Consider the following 17,294-nt stretch of genomic DNA (forward strand, 5'->3'; position numbering starts at 1 on the left):
CCCGCGGCTGGACACACTGACGTAAGGCGGCGAGACCGGCCGGATTCGAACCGGCGTCCTCCTGCTCGATGCCAAGGCGCGACGACCTCTGCGCTACGACCTCGCCGCGCCGGAGCATACGCGAGCCCACCGACATTTCTTCACCGCGGATCGTGGCGCGCCCGATCGAGACCGTCCAGCAGCAGGTCCAGAGTGAACTCGAACTCGACCTGGCTGTCGCACCACCCGAGCTCGGCCTCGTGCGCCTCGCTCGCGACCATCGCGACCAGGTTGGGCAGAAGGTCCGCGACGGCGCTCATGTCGTCGTCACCGTCGTCGGCGGACGGACTGAACACCTCCTGCACGAAGCCGAGCGGCATGCTGCCGAACGCGTGCAGCGCCCGGTGCGCGATCCGGTAGGACACTCCGGCGCCGGTCATCACGGCGATGATCGAGTCGTAGTAGCGCAGCACGTCGAAGGGCACCGAGCTGCGCGAATTGAGCACGCCCGGCCCCCACCGGTGCCGCAGCATCACCTCTCGCGCGGCCAGGAACCGGGCCCGCAGCACGGCCCGCCAGTCGTCCTCGACAGGCACCGCCCAGGCCGCCTCGACGACCTCCGCGACGAGCGTCTCGGCGATCCCGTCGAGCAGCGCGTCCTTGCCTTTCAGGTGGTAGTAGAGCGACATCGCCTCGACACCGAGGTCGGCGCCGAGCCGCCGCATGGTGACGGCGGCGATCCCGTCGCGGTCGGCGATCGCGACGGCCGCCCGCAACACCCGTTCCCTTGTCAAAGCCTTGCGCACCCGAGTTACCTTACATCGTAAGGTAGCTATTGAGGAGCAGATATGGTCCGTACCGCCCGAATCACCGGTTTGTTCTATCTGGGTCTTGCGATCAGCGGAATGCTCGGGTTCCTCCTGATCCGCCCGAAACTCTTCGCCGCCGGCGACCCCGCCGCCACCCTCGCCAACCTGACCGACAACCCGGCCCTGGCCACCGCGCTGGTCGCGTTCGAGCTGCTCATCGTCCTGACGCAGGCGCTCGCCGCCGCCTGGTTCTACCGCCTGTTCCGCCCCAGCGACCCCGTCTCGGGCGCCGGCATCGCCGCGTTCGGCCTGGTCAACGCCGTGCTCATCCTGATCAGCGCGGCCCTGCTGTCGACCGCCGGCACGATCGCCGGCGACCCGTTCGGCGACGTCGCGAACACCGTCCAGCTACTGTTTCTGATCAGCGGCGAGGTCTGGGCCGCGGGCGCCGTCTTCTTCGGCCTGTGGCTGATCCCGATGGGCACGGCGGTGCTGCGCACCGGCCTGATGCCGCAGGCTCTCGGCTGGTTGCTGATCGCCGCCGGCGGCGGCTACATCCTCAGCGCCTTCTTCGAAGTCGACGCCCTGACCATCCCGGCGTCGATCGGCGAATTCTGGATGATCGGCTATCTGCTCTGGAAGGGCGTCCGAAAAGGATCCTCTGCGGTACGGCTACCCGCCCCCGAATCCGCATGAGGCGGTCACGCGACCTCCATGGAGACGATGTCGAGCTCCCGTCCGGTGGTGACGGTGACGTCGGCGCTGCCGCACGGACACAGCGGGATCAGGTCGGGCAGCCGCTGCTCGACCCGGCACGACCGGCAGAACACGACAGCCGGGCGCAGGTCGAGATCGAGGGCGGCGCCGTGTGCGGCCGTGCCTGCGGCGGCCAGGTCGAAACAGAACCGCATGTGATCGGGCAGCACCGCGGTCAGCGCGCCGATCCGCAGGGTGACCCGGCGGACCGGCCGTCCCGCGGCCCGCGAGCAGACCGTGTCCACGATGTTCTCGGCGATCGCCAACTCGTGCATGGAGACCCTCCCCATCGACAGTCTCCCACGCCGGCGAGCACCCGGTTACCGTCGTCACACCACGGTGTGATCAGTGCGTATACGGCTCCAGGCAGCCGAACTCGGCGGCCGCCCCGCTCACGTGGACCAGCAGCCGTTCCGGCCGGATGTCGCCGGTGACACAGCCGGCGTCACCGAACCGCACCTCGAACACCGCGCCCACCGGCACCTCGTCCAGCCACGAGGGCTGCCGCATCGCCGTCACGCCGAACCGCTCCGGGTCCAGGCCGAGCCCGAGCAGCGCCCGGCGGGTCGACTCGGGCGTGAAGTCCCCGGCGGCCCGCAGCTCGGCCAGCACTGGTTCGATCCGGGCGGCGAGCCGGTCACCCTCCGCCTGCTCGGCGGCGGTCAGCTCGTGGCGCTGCTTCCAGTTGTTGTTGTCGGCGTAGTTCGGCGGCGCGTCCCCGGCGGATTCGGTGGGCGGCGCCGACGCGGGCACCGACGGCCCGGGCCACACCGGCCCTTCCGCCGGACGGTTCGCGCACCCGCCGGCCAGGGACAGCGTCACGAGAACCGCCACACCACCAATCCCGAACGATCCACGCATTCGCCACACGCTAGGCCCACCCGTCCAGGACAAAGACCGCCAGCCGTCGCTGAGCACCGGAATGCGGGCCGCATTACCGTTCTGGGCGACGGCTGGTGGGGTCCGCGGCCGTTCTGCGGGCGCGGCGAGTGCGCCCGGCCTCGCCGCAACGGGGACGGCAGCACACATTGGCGTTGCGTGTGCCCGGGTGGTCGCCCCGGCGTGGCTGAACGCTCACGATCGGCCGCGCGTGTGCTCCTGTCTATCCCGGAGCAGGGACCGGAGTACACGATCGGCCATTGTGTGCGCTGGTCACCGTTTGCCGACCCGCGCCACCGGCAGGTTCCGCCGAACGGGCCGCGGACCGCCAGCCGTCGCCCAGAACGGTAAAACGGCCCGCATTCCGGTGGTGAGCGACGGCTCGCGGTCTCAGCCGTCGCTCACCACGGTAAAGCGGCCCGCATTCCGGTGGTGAGCGACGGCTCGCGGTCCCAGCCGTCGCCCACCGCGGTGAAACGGCCCGCATTCCGGTGGTGAGCGACGGCTGGCGGAACTCGGGCGTGGGCTAGTTCGGGTTGCCGACGCCGGTGAGGATGCGGCTGCGGATGTAGCGGCCGGCCTCGGTCAGCACGCCCGTGCCGGCGAACGTCGAACCGGCGCACGTGCCCTGCTTGAACGCCGAGTTCGTCTCCCGGCCGTCGGACAGGCTCCACATGCCGTACCCGATCTTGTTGGCCTTGAGCAGGTCGAGCCAGGCGTTCGTGCTGGCGAAGTCGTTGCCGCCGTCGCCGGTGAACGTCTGGGTGCCGAACTCGCTGACGAACAGCGGCAGCTTCTTCGCGGCCCGGGCCACGACCGCCCGCCGGTCCGCGCCGTGGGACGCCGCGTAGAAGTGGAACGTGTACATGATGTTGTCGAACCGGACCGGGTCGTTGACGATCTCGGTCTCGTCGGCGCCGTCGGTGAGGCCGAGCGACGAGAACCCGCGGGTGCCGACGAGCACCACGCTGTCCGGGGCGTTCTGACGGATCACCGGGATGACCTGATTGGCGTAGTTGAGGATGCCGTCCCAGCTGACGCCGTTGGGCTCGTTGGCGATCTCGTAGATGACGTTGTTCTTGGCCCGGTGCGCAGCGGTCACGTCGGCGAAGAACTTCTTGGCCAGGGCCGTGTTCACGTTCGGGTCACCGGGCGTGAGGATGTGGAAGTCGACGATCACGTACAGGCCGAGCTTGGTGGCCTCGTTCACCAGACCGTTGACCTTGGCGGTGAAGCCGGCCGGGTCGGTCTCCAGGCCGCCCTCCTGCACGTACATGCTGAGCCGGATGAAGTCGGCGTTCCAGTCGTTGCGCAGCGCGTTCAGCGAGCCGGCGTTCACGCAGTTCGGGAAGAACTGCAGGCCGTGGCTGCTCATGCCGCGCAGCTGAATCGGCTGGCCGGCCTGGTTGCAGAGGTTCACCCCGCACACCTTGAGCCGGCCGTTGACCGCCACCGGCGTGCCCTTGGCCGGGGCAGCGGTGGTGGGCGCGGCGGTCGGTGCCGTGGTGGCCGGCGCCTTCGTGGGCGGCGGTGTGGTCGCCTTCACCGGTGGTTTGGTCGTGGCGGCGGTGGTCGGGACCGCGGTCGGCTGCTTGACCGGGGCGCCGCCCTTGGTGTTGAGCTTGCAGGGCGCCAGGCCCTCGGAGTTCAGGTTGGGGCGCGCCGCGTTGCGGGCGATCGCCGTCTCCATCCGCTCGATGGTGGCGAACCGCTTGTCCTTCAGCGGGCCGAGGATCGCGTTCTGGATGAAGTTCGGGCCGCCCTGCCCCTTGGTGCTGACGATCCGCTTGTTGGCCTCGTCGATCTGGGTGTTGAGCAGTTCCAGGTTGCGCTGTACGTCGGCACGCTGCTGGGCGGGCACCGCGACGTTGATCTTCACGGCCGGGCAGCTGACCGTGGGCGTGGCCTGGCCGGCGGAGGCGACCCCCAGTCCGACACCGAGAGCGACGACGGTGACACCGGCCACCGCGCCGATCTGCCACCGCCGGGTCCGGAGACGGGACATGTCGAAACGCGATCTGTACATTGGGAGCCTCCACTGAGCCTGCGCTACACCCGGCTATACGGGAGCGCTCCCAAATCAGATCAACGCCTTTGGCCGTACGCCATAAAAGGCTCTTGTCTGTTTTGCCTTTCAGGTCTGGTTTCAGGTTTTTAGACGGTTACGTCGTCGCTCGATGTCGTGACGTTTCGAGCGTTGCTGATACCCGTATGCAAGGGTTGCGTACGCCCCGGTGACAAGGGCACAAACGCGGTCTCGGCGAGCCCCCGCGGGCTTCACGGACGCCGACGCCGCAGCACGGTGAGCCTGCGTTCAGGTCCCGTTTCGTATCTCTCTATCTCGACCTCTCGGGAGGCTCCGCAATGCGCGGATCGTTTCGTGCCGCACGCTGCTCCGACAACGCGGCGGTGATCCGGTGAAGCCCGCGATGACTGTGCTCGCCCGCTACTCGATGGGCCCGGCCGCCCTGGCCGGAGCAGCGATCGTGGCCTCCTCGCCACAGACCGTGCTCAACGGCGGCATCCCGGCCACCTATGCCGTGACCGGCGCCGCCGGCGTGCCACTGTCGTTCCTGGTGATCATGACGGTGATGGCGATCCTCGCCGTCCCCTACGTGGCGGTCGCCCGGCACGTCCCGCACGGCGCCCCGTTCTACGCCCAGCTGGCCCGCGGCACCAACCCGACCTGGGGCCTGGTCGGCGCCGCCGTCACCCTGATCGGCTACAGCGCGCTCCAGGCCAGCCTGTACCCGCTGCTCGGCGCCACCGTCTCCGAACTCGTCGGCGCCGGCGAATGGTGGATGTGGGCACTCCTCGCCTGGCTGATCGTGCTGCTGCTCGGCCAGTACCCGGGCGCCGTCGGAGCACGCGTCCTCGGCGTGCTCCTGGCCCTGGAGATCGCGGTGGTGCTGCTGTTCATCCTCGCCGGGTTCACCCACCCGGCGCCCGACTCCGGCACCGTGGCCGGCGCCGGGCTCGCGTTCGCCCCGTCCAGCCTGATCGTCGCCGGCGCCACCTCCACCCTGCTGGTGTACGCGGCCGCCGCGTTCGCCGGCACCGAGACCGCGATGGCGTACGCCGAGGAGGCCACCTCCCACCGGGCCATGGCGGTCGGGTCCGCGCTGGCGATCGGCGGCGGCGGCGTCCTCTACTGCTTCGCGTCGTGGGCGTACGGCGCCTGGATCGGCTTCGGCAACATGCAGGACGCCGCCGGACGGCAGCCGCTCGCGCTGCTCGGCGAGGTGTACGGCAACGGCATCGCCGAACTGTCCACCCTGCTCCTGGTCACCAGCATCCTGGCGGCCCAGTCGTCGTTCGGCGCCGCCATCGCCCGCAACGTGTTCGCCCTGGCCCGCGAGGGCGTGCTCCCGGCCGCCTGGCAGAAGGTCAGCCCCGGCGCGAAGGGCGGCGCCCCACTCGGCGGGACCGCGGTCCAGGCCGTCACCTCGGCGGTCGTGCTGACCACAATGGCCCTCGCCGGCGCCGACCCGATGGCCACGATCTTCCCCTGGCTGTCGACGATCGGCGCGGTGTGCGTGCTGGCCCTGCTCACGGCCACGTCCTGGTCGGCGTTCACGTTCTTCGAACGGGGCCTGGGCGGCAGCGAGAGCGTCTTCGTCCGCCGGGTGTGCCCGGTGGCCGGCGGCACCTTCGGAGTGCTGGCCCTGTTCTTCATGGCCGGCAGCGTCGGCACCCTGCTCGGCACCGAACCCGGCTCGTCGCTGCCCTGGCTGGTCGCCGCCGTGATCGGCGCCGGCGCCCTGACCGCGATCCTCGCCGGGCGCTACCTGAACCGCACCCGCCCGCAGGTCTACCAGGGCATCGGCCGAGGCATCCCGGACGGCCGGACCGTCCTCGACCCGGCCCTCGAAGACATCGAAGTCTGACCTCCCCGTGCCTCCCCCGGCCGGAAGGCCGCAGAATCCCCAGAAGGAACTTGATGACCGCCTTGGCCGAGCCTCAATCGGGGGCCTACCAGCCGCACGGCATCATCCCGCATCCGCGTGCCCCCTTCCCGGCGCCGGCGGCGGCGATCGGCTGGCGGCCGCCGGCCGAGCAGCACCGGGCGCAGGAAGCAGCCGATGCCGAGACCCTCGTGCGGCAGAACCTGGAATGGGCGCTGTTCGAACGGGCGCACGCGCTCAGCGCCCGGCACGCGTCCGCCGCGTGGGGGCGCCGGTTCAACCGCCCGCTCGTGCCGTACGCGCTGGCCGCCCTGTTCCGGGAACGCTCCGCCGACGGCAGCTCGATGGTGGTGACGGCGGCGACCCGGCTGTGGCTGGCCGGTCCGGAGCCGTCCGATCCGGTCGACCTGCTGGCCGCGCTGGTCGACCTGGCCCGCAACCGGGACCAGCGGCAGCCGTGGGATGTCCGGACCGCCCTCGCCAACCGGCACGACGTGCCCGACCAGGCCGTCTACACGGGGCTGGCGTTCTCCAGTCTGGACACGCACTCCGGCACGTTCGCGCAGGCGTGCGAGGGCGCGCGGTCGGAGCTGCAGATTCCCGGGACGATCCTCTACCTGGCCGGTGATCCGTCGATGCCCGGTGGCCAGCGGGCGCTCGTCGCGGACCGCCGGGGCGCCGACGGTCACAACGCGCTGACCATCTCCAGTCACGAGGCGCTCAGCACGCCGGTGATCCTGTCGCGGTGGCCGTACACCCGGGTGGCTCTGTCGCTGCTGTACGAGCGTTCCGGTTACGGCCGGGTGCTGCGGGTGATGACCGAGCTGGACCGGGAGATCCATGCCGCGGACGAGCGCCGGCGGAAGGGCTTCTGATGACGATACGGAAACGGCCCGACTTCGGGGACCGGCGGTACGAGCTGGCCTTCCCCGGGGCCACCGATCTGACCTACCCGCACCTGGCCGAGCTGGTCACCGGCCGGCTGCTCAACAATGTCGGCGATCCGTTCGAGCACGGGCACGGCCGCAGCCACACCAAGGACGCCGAGGTGCAGGTGGTGCGCTGGCTCGGCGAGCTGTTCGGCGCCGGTGCGGACGTCTGGGGTTATGTGACCGGCGGTGCCAGCGAGGGCACCCTGCACGCCGTCGACGAGGCGGTCACCGCGCATCCGGATGTGGTGGTCTACGCCTCGGCGGCCGCGCACTACTCGATCGCCAAGGCCGCGCGTCTGGTCCGTGCGCCGCTGGTCCGGGTCGCGGTGGACCAGCACGACCGGATGCGCCTGGACGACCTGCGTGAGCGGCTGCGGGCCGACCCGGGCCGGGCCGCGATGGTCGTCGCCACGGTGGGCACGACCGAGCGGGAGGCCGTCGACGACGTCGCCGGGATCGCCGGTCTCTGCGACGATCTGCGGATCACCCGGCGGCGGATCCACGTCGACGCGGCGCTGGCCGGGGTGCCCCGGGCGCTGCTGCCGGAGACCGGGCGGCCCGGTTTCGGTTTCGACGCCGGTGCGACGAGTCTGGTGGTGAGCGGCCACAAGTTCCTGTCCACGCTGACGCCGTGCGCGGTGATCCTGTATCCGCGCCGCCCGTCGGGGCAGGACCGGGGGCAGATCCCGTACATCGGTTCGGCCGACACGACGATCAGCGGCTCCCGGTCCGGTCACGCGCCGCTGCTGCTGGCCGCGTCGGTGTTCGGGCAGGGCCGGGGCGGGCACCGGCGGCGGGCGCAGCGGTCCCGGGAGCTGGCCGAGCACGCCCACGACGCGTTGCGCCGGATCGGCTGGCCGGCTCAGCGGCTGCCGGACGCGTTCACCATCACGATCGCCCAGCCGGGCCCGTTGCCGCGCCCGTGGGTGCTGGGCGGCGACGAGCGTACCGGCCGGATCATCTGCATGCCGGGTGTCGACGGGTCGTGGATCGCCGAGCTGGTCACCGACCTGGAGGGGCTGCTGCGCGGCCGGATCCACGTGCCGGTGCCGAGACGGCGGCGCAACGAGCCGTCAGGCGCGGCCCGCTATGGCGGCAAGGGCCAGTCCGGGGTCGAGGGCGCCGTACTCCAGGCAGCGGTCGGGGCCGAGACGCGCGGCCACGAACGCGTCGGCCACCGCGGCCGGGGCCTGCTGGATCAGCACCGCGCCCTGCAGGCCGAGGGCCAGGGATTCGACGACCCGGCGGGCCGATCCGGCGGCCGTTGACGGGTCGCCGGCGACCTGGGCGATCAGTTTGCGGGTGGTGGCGACGTGGGCGTCGTAGCCGGCGTGCACGCCGAGGGCCGACGACAGTTCACGGTCGACCGCCTCCACCGAGGACGGCTCCCGGGACATGGCGCGCAGCACGTCGAGCGCGATCACGTTCCCGGAGCCCTCCCACACCGCCATCACGGGCTGTTCGCGGTAGCGGCGGGCCAGCGGGAAGCTCTCGGTGTAGCCGTTTCCGCCGAGGCATTCGAGGGCCTCGTACGCGTGGTTGGGCCCCCGTTTGCACACCCAGTATTTGCCGACCGCGGTGGCCAGCCGCCGGAAGGCCACCGACTCGTCGTCGCCGGAGTCGTAGGCGGCGGCGAGCCGGAGGGCGGTCCAGGTGGCGGCTTCGGCTTCGAGCTGGAGGTCGGCGATCACCGCGGTCATGGCCGGCTGGTCGATCAGGGTGGCGCCGAACGCGCTGCGGTGCCGGACGTGCCAGGCGGCCTCGGCGGCGGACTGGCGCATACCGGCGGCGCTGCCGAGCACACAGTCGAGGCGGGTCTGGGCGACCATCTCGATGATCGTCCGGACGCCACGGCCCTCCTCGCCGAGGAGCCAGCCGGTTGTCGAGTCGAGTTCGATCTCGCTGGACGCGTTCGACTTGTTGCCGAGTTTGTCCTTGAGGCGCTGGATGCGGAACACGTTGCGGTCGCCGCCGGGCAGCACTCTGGGAACGAGGAAGCAGGACAGTCCGCCCGGGGCCTGGGCGAGGACGAGGAACGCGTCCGACTGGGGCGCCGAGCAGAACCACTTGTGCCCGGTCAGGCGCCAGGTCCCGTCGCCGGCCGATACCGCGCGGGTCGAGTTCGCCCGTACATCTGATCCGCCCTGTTTCTCGGTCATGGCCATGCCGAAGATCGCCGACGTCTTCACCGCGGGGTCCTGCAACGCCGGGTCGTAGACCCGCGAATAGACCTTGGGCAGCCACTCGCCGGCAAGCTCGGGGGTGAAGCGCAGTGACGGCACCACCGCGTGGGTCATGCTGACCGGGCAGGCGTGACCGGCTTCGACCTGCGCGAACAGCATGAACGTGGCGGCCCGGGCGACGTGGGCGCCGGGCTGCGGCGCGGACCAGCAGCTGGTGTGCGCGCCGTGTTCGATGGCGGCGCCGATGACCCGGTGGTAGCCGGGGTGGAAGTCGACCGCGTCGGTCCGGTGGCCCCAGCGGTCGTGCGAGGTGAACACCGGCGGGTGGGTGTTGGCGAGTTCGGCGTCGCGCTGGAAGTCGGCCCGCCCGACCAGCTCACCGACGCCGGTCAGGACCGGCGCCGCCCAGGACGCGCCGTAGCGGTCGACCGCCTCGGTCAGCGCCGGGTTGATCAGGAATTCGTTGAGGCCGGTCCGGGGCGGGGCCTGGTTGACGACGTCGTGGGTCACCGCAGCTCCTTCAGGACGGTACGGGCGACGGCCGCCGCCGCATCCCGGGCGGCACGCAGCGCGGTCTGGTCGCGTTCCAGCCGGCCGGGCAGCGGGTCGTCGACGCGCGGGGCCATGCAGAGCGTGCTCAGCCCGTGCGACCAGCCGTCGCGAACCTGCTGCAGCGTCTCCCGGTAGCGGTGTGGCCGGCCCCGGTAGGCAGCGGCCAGCTCGGGGTTGAGCCGGCGCAGGTAGCGTTCCACCACCACATCGGCGGCGCCGTAGGCGGGCTGAGTGCCTGGTGGCCGGGTGGCCAGCACGATCGCGTGGGTGGCGCCGCGGGCGGCGGCGGTCAGCACCGGCACCGCCTCGACGATGCCGCCGTCCAGCCAGCGGCGGCCGCGCAGCTCGACCGGGTCGCCGGCGAGCAGCGGCAGCAGGCCGGAGGCGTGCAGGCAGCCGACCAGGTCGTCGCGGTCGGTGAAGCCGGTGAGCGCCTCGGCCCGGCCGGTGGCCACGTCGGTGGCGACCATGACGAGTTTCTCGGCCTGGGCGGTGCCGGCCAGCGCCCCGAAGCCGAACAGCTCGTCGACCCGCTGGACCAGCAGCGGCCCGTCGATCACCGGGCGGCCGCGAACGAACCGGCGCACGTCGATGAACTCGGGTGAGGAGAAGATCTCGGCGTAGGAGTCGGCCATCGGCCCGGCCGCGCCGACCGCGACCGCGGTGGCGTTGACCGCGCCGGCCGAGGTGCCGACGATCAGGTCGACCGCGTCGAGGTAGCCCTCCTCCTCGATCGCCGCGGCCATCGCGGCGGACACGATGCCGCGCATGCCGCCGCCCTCGATGACCAGCGCGACCGTGTTGCCGTCGTCGTTGTCACCGGAGCGCCGGCGCTCGATCAGCACCTCCTGCACGGTGGGCCCGCGGCGGCCCTTTTGCACAGGCGCCCGGACGCCGCCCTCTCTCGAGGCCAGGATCGTGCCCTGCGCGACCGCCACCAGGATCGCGGTGCCGTCCTCGGCGACCGCATGCAGCTCGCACCGGCAGGCGGCCCGGCGGCCCTCGGCGCGCAGCACGGTGCCGGTGGCCCGCAGGGTGCGCCCGCGGGCCGGCGCGAGATAGTCGATGGTCAGGCCGGACGTGACGATGTCGGGCCCGAGCGCGGCCGCCCCGCCGGCGAAGGTGATCGCGGTGTCGGCGGCGTAGGCGACGATCCCGTCGTGCACGGCGCCCTGGTGGTTGCTGATGTCCGGCCGGATGTCGAGCTCGACGACGGCGCTGCCCCGGCCGAACGCGACCAGCCGCGTCCCCAGCGTCCGGCTCACGGACTGGTCGGCCAGCGCCTGCTGCGCGGTGGCCAGGGTCGGCGTGACGGTCATCGGATTCCCCCCGCATACGAAACTCCGAGGGCCCGGAAGCAGAACGACCGGATCCCCTCCATCACGCACTCCAGCTCGATCTCGGACGGTTCGGCGCTGTCCGGCCGGATCCACCCGACGAGCGCCTCGGACACCGCGCCCATCACCGCCGACGACGCCAGCCGGGCGTCCTGCGGCACGAAGTCGCCGCTGGCCAGCCCGTCGCGGATGATCTGCTCGCCGATGTCGGTGTAGGAGCTGCGGTAGACCAGCCGCTCGGCCTCGACGACCGGGCTGACCGGCTCGAACAGCAGCGCCCAGGCCATCCGCCGGCCGTGCAGCGCCCGCCCGCTGAAGATCCGGATCAGCTCGCCGATCCGCTCCGACGCCTGCTGGCCGGCATCCGCGACGGCCGCCCGGACCAGGTCGATCTCATGGCTGGCGGCGCTGCGGAACACCTCAGCGAGCAGCCGGTCGCGGCTGTCGAAATACGAATACACCGAGCCGACGCTGGCCTGGCACCGGGCCGCGATGGCGGCGACGGTCGCGGCCTTGAACCCGTCGGCGGCCACCAGGCCCCGGGCGGCACGCAGGAACCCGTCTCGCTTGTCCAGCGCGTTCTGCCTGGTCAGCGCGGTCGGCCGGTAAGGCATCCGGAGACCCCCAAACTCTGAATCCGGATTCAACTGAAGGCAAGGAGTGAATCACGATTCAAATCAACACCGCAACGGGGGTACGCGCCACACCTCCCCAACCGCAGGGACCCCGCCCCGGAGCCACCGCGCGACAGCCCGGCCGGTCCCGGCCTCCACCGCGACCGCCGGGCTGAACGCGGCCCAAGACCGCCAGCCGTCGCTCACCGTCCTTTCGGCACCCGAATTACCGCGCTGGGCGACGGCTGACGGTCCGGCCCGGCACCGCCTCGCGAGACCCGACCGCCAGCCGTCGCTCACCGTCCCTTCGGCGCCCGCATTACCGCGCTGGGCGACGGCTCACGGTCCGGAAACACGACGGCCGGGCCGCCCGCAGGCGACCCGGCCGTTGCTCAGCGCGTCACGAGTGGAACAGCGACGCCCCGGCGAAGATGCCGCGCACCTTCATACCCACCGCGCCACCGTCGTCCGGCTGGGTCTCGCAGCCGGTCACCGCCGACACGTCTGTCGCGTAGCAGACGTCGGCCGCCGAGCCGTCGCCGTCGACCTGATCCACTGCGGTGGCGATCTCGATCAGGCCGGCGTACTCATGGATCCGCTCCCCGGCCAGCAGGTCATCGCCCTCGCCACCGCGAACGTGGTCGTTTCCGGCGCCACCGGTCACCCAGTCGTCGCCGGCACCACCGTAGATGTCGTCGTCGCCGTCCTCACCGACGATGAAGTCACGATCCTCCTCGCCGTAGATGAGGTCGTTGCCGGTCCCACCGGCGACGACGTCGGCCAGGATCCCGCCGGACGGCAGTTGGCGCTGCCCGCTGCCGGCATGGATGATGTCGTTGCCCGCGTCGCCCTCGATCACGTCGCCACCCGTGGAACCCAGGATGGTGTCGTCGCCGTAGCCGCCTCCCAGGCGATCCTCGCCGGCCTGGCCGTAGAGCGTGTCGTTGCCGGAGCCGCCGTAGGCGAGGTCGTCACCGTCACCGGCGGCCACGATGTCGTCACCGCCCTCGGCGAAGATGTAGTCCCGGCCGGTGTCGCCCCAGATCCGGTCGCCGCCGGTGCCGCCCCGGATCTCGTCGTCGCCGGTGCCGCCGCTGATCCGGTCGGCGCTCGACTCGCCCTCCAGCCAGTCGGCGCCGCCGTTGCCGTACAGCCGGTCGCCGCCGGTGCCGCCGTAGAGGAAGTCCCGGCCGGAGCCGCCGATCATGGTGTCGGCGCCGGAGCCGCCGGTGGCGGACAGGTAGACCGCCGTCCGGTTGCGCAGGGTGTCGTTGCGGTCCCCGAGCGAGACGCGGAGCCGCGTCGTCGTCCCCGAGGTGGTGCACCTGACCTTGGTGCGGTCGCCCTTGACCGCCTTGCAGCCCCGGCCCGCCTTGATCGCCACCCGGTCGTCGAGCGTGACCGTCCGGCCGGAGATCGTGATGGTCAGCGAGTTGGTGCTACCCGCCGAGGCGGTGAACTGCACCGCGGTCGCCCCGACGACCTTGGCCGATCCGGCTCCGGCCGCCGAAGCCGGCGACGAGAACAGGAAGGGTGCGGCGACGACCGCGAGTGCGGCCGCCCCGATGGCGGACAGTGTCCGCCGATTCACGAACATTCGATGAAACCCCCGTTTCATACGAACGGCCGGAAAGTGGATCCGACCGCGTTCGCAGCAGCGTAGGGGGTCGACACAGGACAGTCGAGGCCGGTGGATCTTCGGCTCTTGTTGTAATAGGGTTGGTTACGATGGCAGCGAACAGCAGGGTGACGATCGCAGCACACGCACTGGCGTGGCTGGAGCTGGCGCGACAGCGCGGGCGTCCGTGGTTGACCTCCGACGAGGTGGCCGCGAGCGTCAAGACCAATCCGGTGATCCTCCGGCGCAGCCTGGGCGACCTGCACAAGGCCGGCCTGGTCCGGTCGCGGCGCGGCGCGGGCGCGGGGTTCTCGCTGGCCCGCCCGGCCGGGGAGATCACCATGCTCGACGTGTGGAACGCGGTGTCCCCCGAGCCGTTGCTCGCCCTGCACCGCTCCGAGCCCAACCAGGAGTGTCCGGTCGGCGCCGGGATAAAGCCGGCCCTGACCGACACCTACGACGAGGCCACCGAGGCGTTCCGGGCGGCACTGGCCCGCCGGACCATCGCCGGGATTCTGGAGAAGATCCTCAACCCATGATCGTGGAGCTGCGGCAGTACACCTTGCGTCCCGGCCGGCGCGACGACCTGATCGAGCTGTTCGACCGCGAGTTCATCGAGTCGCAGGAGGAGCTGGGCATGCGGGTGCTCGGCCAGTTCCGTGACCTCGACCGGCCGGACCGGTTCGTCTGGCTGCGCGGCTTCCCGGACATGGCGGTGCGCCTGCGCGGGCTACGTGGGTTCTACGGCGGCCCGGTGTGGAAGGAGCACGGCCCGGCCGCCAACGACACGATGCTGGACTCGGACGACGTACTCCTGCTGAAGGAGATCGTGCCGGTGCCGCAGCAACCGGACCGCGAAGCCGCCGCTCTGACCGCAACCGTCTGGTTCCGGGACCGCCCGTTCGACGCCGAGTTCACCGCCTGGTTCGCGGCCCGGGAGGCCGGGGCCGTGGCGGCACTGTCCACCGAGTATGCGGTGAACGACTTCCCGGCCCTGCCGGTGCGTGAGGGCGAGCACGCGTTCGTGTGGTTCGCCCGCCATGACGAGGCGATCGAAGTGCCGGCCCACTTCGGTGTGACCGGCACCGACCGCCTTCACCTGCTGCCGACCACCCGGTCCGCCTTCCGGTGAGCCGCCGGGCTCAGCCCGCCGGACGCAGCACCCGGCCCGGCCCGGCCGCATTGTCGGCGGCGGCCCGGCTGCGGCGATCCGGGACCACGCAGACGTCGTCGCCGATGAAGGCCTCCCGCCAGACGTAACCGTTGACGCAGGTGTGCGGGCCGTAGGCTCCGGCGACCCATCGGCTGGGCGCGGCGGCATTGTCGGCGGCCGCCTCCGCCCGGGTCGCCGGGGTGACACAGACGTAGTCGGTCTGGTCGGCGTCCCGCCAGACGTAGCCGTTGACGCAGGTGTTCGGGCCGTAGACGGGCCGGTTCAGGACCGCCGTGGTGATCGTGACGGTGGCCCCCTGGACCGTGACGCGCACCCCGTTGGCGTCCAGCGACTGTCGCGGGCCGCCACCCGGCCCGGTACGCAGCAGGTACGGCGTGCCGTTGCGGATCTCGTGCAGCAGAACCGTGTCGCCCGGGATCCCGGCGCTCCAGCCGGTCTTCCGCCGGTATTCGACGGTGTAGTAGCGGGACGTGTCGCCGGCGTCGAACGGGATCCGCGCCAGCAGCAGGCCGGCCTCGCCGCGCGCCTCCAGCGGCGCCATCGTGACGGTCCGGGTGCCGACGCCGTCCGCGCCCACGGTCAGCACCCGGTTGCGTGGCAGCCAGCCGAGTTCGTCGAGGTGGTACGCGTTGAGCCCGACCGCGCTGGCGCCGTACCGGGTGTCGACGGAGTAGGTGTGCTGGGCGCTCATCTCGTCCCACATGTCGTCGTACTCACCGGGCTGTGCCCAGCTCACGTTGCGGTACGTGGTGTCGTCGGACCAGGAGTGGTCGAGCCCGTAGCCGTGCAGCATCTCGTGGGCGGCGAACCGGGTGTTCCAGGTGTTCGGATCGAGCAGGACCCGCCCGCCCGCGCTGCCGGCGTCGACCGCGTCGTTGAGCATGACCGCGACCCGGTGCCCGGACGGCACGGTGTATCCGGCGTCCTTCGCGGTGTCCACGCACCGCTGGATCCGGACCGACCTGTCGATCCCGTCGAACTGTGCCCGCGACCAGGTCATCGTGTACCAGCCCTGCACCGCCGAACCGGCCAGCGTGATGCGCCCGCCGGACTGGTCGGTGAGGTAGTCGGCCACGCCGCCGGTGCCCCGGCCGGCGTCGGTGAGGAAGTTCGCGAAGAACTCGGTGGTCTGCGGGGTGGCGGGCCGGTCACTGAACCGGCAGAGCAGGATCGACCAGGGCGTGGCGTTGCGGATCGGGGTCGCCGCCGCGGGAGTCGGGGTCACGCCGATGGCGGCGATGGCGCAGAGCGCAACGGCGAGTCGGCGGAGCTGGCTCGATTTCATGGCGACACTCTAGTTCGCAAAACGCCACAAAAGCCGCATATCACCGGTCGGTGAGAACCAGCTGGAGCTCGAAGCGGATCCGGGGGTCGTCGAGGTCGTCGCCGAGGAGTTCGCGCAGCCGGTTCAGGCGGTAACTGACCGTCTGCGGATGCACGAACAACTCGGCGGCGACCGCCGTACGCGAACCCCAGTGCCGTAACCAGCTGGACAGGGTGACCAGAAACGCGTCGCGCTGGCTCGCCCGCAGCCCCGCCAGGGGCGCGAGCCGCTGAGCGGTGAGCACCGCGAGCGCGCCGGGTTCGCCGCGTAACGCCAGCGCCGCGAAGTGGTCGTCGACGAAGGTCGGCCCGGGGCCGGCCGGGGCCAGTTCGGCGGCTCGTTCGGCGAGGCGGACGGCCTGCGGCACCTCGGTCCACGGCAGCGCCGGCCCGACCACGGCGTCCCGCCCGTGCAGCGCCTCGGTGAGCGCCGCCCGGTCGGCGCGCGGCCCGGCCCGCAGCAGCAGCACGGCGTCGCGCCCGCGTTCGGCGACCACCCCGTCCGCCCCGAACCGGAACCGCGCGTCGCGGGCCTGGTCGGCCGGCAGCAGCACCGGAACCACCCCGTCGACGCCGGGCCAGCCGATTCCGGCGGCGGCCTCCCGTACCAGCTCCGGCGGGCTGCCCCCGGCCAGCAGCAGGTCGGCCAGCTGGCGGCGGCGCCGGTCGCCTTCGCCGGCCTGCTCGCGCAGCTGCCGGGTCAGCCCGTCGGTGCACGCGTTGGCCAGCTCGTCGATGAAAGCGTTGGTGGCGTCGGACAGGTCGATCACCTCGGCGACGCTGACCGGCCGCTGTTCGGTCAGCGCCTCGGTGGCGGTCCGCAGCAGCAGGCGCGACGCGATCCGCAACGACGCGAGCAGCGCCTCCGGGCCGCGGCTCTCCCGCGCCTCGGCCGCGCCGAGCGCCACGAACACCTCACGGATGCGCGGGGGCAACGCCGGCTCGTCGGTTCCGGCCAGATCAAGGAAACGATCAAGAGCGACCTGCACGGCGGTACGGACGTCGCGCTCGAATTTCTCCCCACCCGCCTCGCTGCTCTCCCCCACGGCGGCAGCGATCGCCGCGACCGCCGCGGGCAGGCGCGGGCGCATGGCGACGGCCAGATCCGCCGGCACGCGGAGCCAGGGCGAATTTGTCACGCCGTGATAAGTCACCCGCACATTCTTACTGGTTCGCCGACGATGCTTCGATCGGGAAGCCGGACGACGATGGTTCGGGTAAGACCCCCGCGAC

The 17,294-nt window shown here is 71.7% G+C and carries 15 protein-coding genes, 1 tRNA gene and 1 pseudogene; 6 read left to right on the forward strand and 11 right to left on the reverse strand.

Translation table 11 applies throughout. From position 1 onward, the window contains the following. Positions 1-30: 30 nt before the first annotated feature. Both AB0E94_RS25265 and AB0E94_RS25270 read right to left on the reverse strand, forming a co-directional pair. A tRNA-OTHER gene (locus tag AB0E94_RS25265) sits at positions 31-103 on the reverse strand. Between the two features lie 37 nt (positions 104-140). Then, positions 141-785, reverse strand: coding sequence for a TetR/AcrR family transcriptional regulator C-terminal domain-containing protein (locus tag AB0E94_RS25270; RefSeq protein WP_360330202.1), 645 nt, complete (start codon positions 783-785; stop codon positions 141-143). Between the two features lie 42 nt (positions 786-827). Between AB0E94_RS25270 and AB0E94_RS25275 the strand changes: the two genes are divergently transcribed. After that, entirely contained in the window at positions 828-1,484 is a 657-nt protein-coding gene (locus AB0E94_RS25275; protein ID WP_360330205.1) for a DUF4386 domain-containing protein, read from the forward strand. A gap of 5 nt (positions 1,485-1,489) precedes the next feature. On the opposite strand, the gene AB0E94_RS25280 is transcribed toward AB0E94_RS25275, so the two are convergent. The 3 genes from AB0E94_RS25280 to AB0E94_RS25290 form a co-directional block, all read right to left on the reverse strand. Next, a complete protein-coding gene (locus AB0E94_RS25280) occupies positions 1,490-1,819 on the reverse strand; it encodes a hydrogenase maturation nickel metallochaperone HypA (RefSeq protein WP_360330208.1) in 330 nt (109 codons plus the stop codon). Positions 1,820-1,889: 70 nt separating this feature from the next. Continuing rightward, positions 1,890-2,405, reverse strand: coding sequence for a hypothetical protein (locus AB0E94_RS25285; protein WP_360330211.1), 516 nt, complete (start codon positions 2,403-2,405; stop codon positions 1,890-1,892). 544 nt (positions 2,406-2,949) lie between these two features. Beyond that, entirely contained in the window at positions 2,950-4,428 is a 1,479-nt protein-coding gene (locus AB0E94_RS25290; RefSeq protein WP_360330214.1) for a glycoside hydrolase family 5 protein, read from the reverse strand. Positions 4,429-4,852: 424 nt separating this feature from the next. On the opposite strand from AB0E94_RS25290, the gene AB0E94_RS25295 reads away from it, so the two are divergent. From AB0E94_RS25295 to AB0E94_RS25305, 3 genes and pseudogenes are all read left to right on the forward strand, one after another. After that, a complete protein-coding gene (locus tag AB0E94_RS25295; protein ID WP_360330217.1) occupies positions 4,853-6,310 on the forward strand; it encodes an APC family permease in 1,458 nt (485 codons plus the stop codon). Between the two features lie 53 nt (positions 6,311-6,363). Continuing rightward, positions 6,364-7,203, forward strand: a complete 840-nt coding sequence (locus AB0E94_RS25300; protein ID WP_360330220.1) for a hypothetical protein — start codon at positions 6,364-6,366, stop codon at positions 7,201-7,203. Beyond that, positions 7,203-7,898 (forward strand): annotated as a pseudogene (locus tag AB0E94_RS25305) (pyridoxal-dependent decarboxylase); the annotation flags it as partial. The gene AB0E94_RS25300 and the pseudogene AB0E94_RS25305, both read left to right, overlap by 1 nt. 435 nt (positions 7,899-8,333) lie before the next feature. Here AB0E94_RS25305 and AB0E94_RS25310 read toward each other — a convergent pair. The 4 genes from AB0E94_RS25310 to AB0E94_RS25325 all read right to left on the reverse strand — a co-directional run bounded on the left by AB0E94_RS25310 (position 8,334) and on the right by AB0E94_RS25325 (position 13,543). Further along, a complete protein-coding gene (locus AB0E94_RS25310; protein ID WP_360330223.1) occupies positions 8,334-9,953 on the reverse strand; it encodes an acyl-CoA dehydrogenase family protein in 1,620 nt (539 codons plus the stop codon). Further along, the gene (locus AB0E94_RS25315) at positions 9,950-11,314 is read right to left on the reverse strand and encodes a patatin-like phospholipase family protein (protein ID WP_360330226.1); all 1,365 of its coding nucleotides are present in this window, start codon (positions 11,312-11,314) and stop codon (positions 9,950-9,952) included. Before AB0E94_RS25315 ends, AB0E94_RS25310 begins: the two co-directional genes overlap by 4 nt. Continuing rightward, positions 11,311-11,946 (reverse strand): TetR/AcrR family transcriptional regulator, encoded by a 636-nt coding sequence (locus tag AB0E94_RS25320; protein WP_360330229.1) that lies wholly within the window; start codon positions 11,944-11,946, stop codon positions 11,311-11,313. The genes AB0E94_RS25315 and AB0E94_RS25320 overlap by 4 nt, the downstream gene beginning before the upstream one ends. Positions 11,947-12,346: 400 nt before the next feature. Beyond that, positions 12,347-13,543, reverse strand: a complete 1,197-nt coding sequence (locus tag AB0E94_RS25325; RefSeq protein ID WP_360330232.1) for a calcium-binding protein — start codon at positions 13,541-13,543, stop codon at positions 12,347-12,349. A 131-nt stretch (positions 13,544-13,674) separates the two neighbouring features. On the opposite strand from AB0E94_RS25325, the gene AB0E94_RS25330 reads away from it, so the two are divergent. Together AB0E94_RS25330 and AB0E94_RS25335 are read left to right on the forward strand one after the other, a co-directional pair. Beyond that, positions 13,675-14,103, forward strand: coding sequence for an Rrf2 family transcriptional regulator (locus AB0E94_RS25330; RefSeq protein WP_360330235.1), 429 nt, complete (start codon positions 13,675-13,677; stop codon positions 14,101-14,103). Beyond that, the gene (locus tag AB0E94_RS25335) at positions 14,100-14,696 is read left to right on the forward strand and encodes an NIPSNAP family protein (RefSeq protein ID WP_360330238.1); all 597 of its coding nucleotides are present in this window, start codon (positions 14,100-14,102) and stop codon (positions 14,694-14,696) included. Before AB0E94_RS25330 ends, AB0E94_RS25335 begins: the two co-directional genes overlap by 4 nt. A gap of 10 nt (positions 14,697-14,706) precedes the next feature. Here AB0E94_RS25335 and AB0E94_RS25340 read toward each other — a convergent pair whose 3' ends face one another. Further along, a complete protein-coding gene (locus tag AB0E94_RS25340; protein WP_360330241.1) occupies positions 14,707-16,023 on the reverse strand; it encodes a hypothetical protein in 1,317 nt (438 codons plus the stop codon). A gap of 40 nt (positions 16,024-16,063) precedes the next feature. Next, positions 16,064-17,215: a helix-turn-helix domain-containing protein gene (locus AB0E94_RS25345; RefSeq protein ID WP_360330244.1), complete on the reverse strand. Its 1,152-nt coding sequence runs from the start codon at positions 17,213-17,215 to the stop codon at positions 16,064-16,066. Positions 17,216-17,294 lie beyond the last annotated feature (79 nt).

The organism is Actinoplanes sp. NPDC026670, assembly GCF_040638175.1.
Lineage (GTDB): Bacteria > Actinomycetota > Actinomycetes > Mycobacteriales > Micromonosporaceae > Actinoplanes.

Excerpts from the sequence above, each read along its gene's own strand:
- AB0E94_RS25325 (WP_360330232.1), bottom strand. The coding sequence starts at position 13,543 with ATGTTCGTGAATCGGCGGACACTGTCCGCCATCGGGGCGGCCGCACTC.
- AB0E94_RS25285 (WP_360330211.1), bottom strand. The coding sequence starts at position 2,405 with ATGCGTGGATCGTTCGGGATTGGTGGTGTGGCGGTTCTCGTGACGCTG.
- AB0E94_RS25315 (WP_360330226.1), bottom strand. The coding sequence starts at position 11,314 with ATGACCGTCACGCCGACCCTGGCCACCGCGCAGCAGGCGCTGGCCGAC.
- AB0E94_RS25320 (WP_360330229.1), bottom strand. The coding sequence starts at position 11,946 with ATGCCTTACCGGCCGACCGCGCTGACCAGGCAGAACGCGCTGGACAAG.
- AB0E94_RS25295 (WP_360330217.1), top strand. The coding sequence starts at position 4,853 with ATGACTGTGCTCGCCCGCTACTCGATGGGCCCGGCCGCCCTGGCCGGA.
- AB0E94_RS25330 (WP_360330235.1), top strand. The coding sequence starts at position 13,675 with ATGGCAGCGAACAGCAGGGTGACGATCGCAGCACACGCACTGGCGTGG.
- AB0E94_RS25340 (WP_360330241.1), bottom strand. The coding sequence starts at position 16,023 with ATGAAATCGAGCCAGCTCCGCCGACTCGCCGTTGCGCTCTGCGCCATC.
- AB0E94_RS25335 (WP_360330238.1), top strand. The coding sequence starts at position 14,100 with ATGATCGTGGAGCTGCGGCAGTACACCTTGCGTCCCGGCCGGCGCGAC.
- AB0E94_RS25290 (WP_360330214.1), bottom strand. The coding sequence starts at position 4,428 with ATGTCCCGTCTCCGGACCCGGCGGTGGCAGATCGGCGCGGTGGCCGGT.
- AB0E94_RS25300 (WP_360330220.1), top strand. The coding sequence starts at position 6,364 with ATGACCGCCTTGGCCGAGCCTCAATCGGGGGCCTACCAGCCGCACGGC.
- AB0E94_RS25280 (WP_360330208.1), bottom strand. The coding sequence starts at position 1,819 with ATGCACGAGTTGGCGATCGCCGAGAACATCGTGGACACGGTCTGCTCG.
- AB0E94_RS25275 (WP_360330205.1), top strand. The coding sequence starts at position 828 with ATGGTCCGTACCGCCCGAATCACCGGTTTGTTCTATCTGGGTCTTGCG.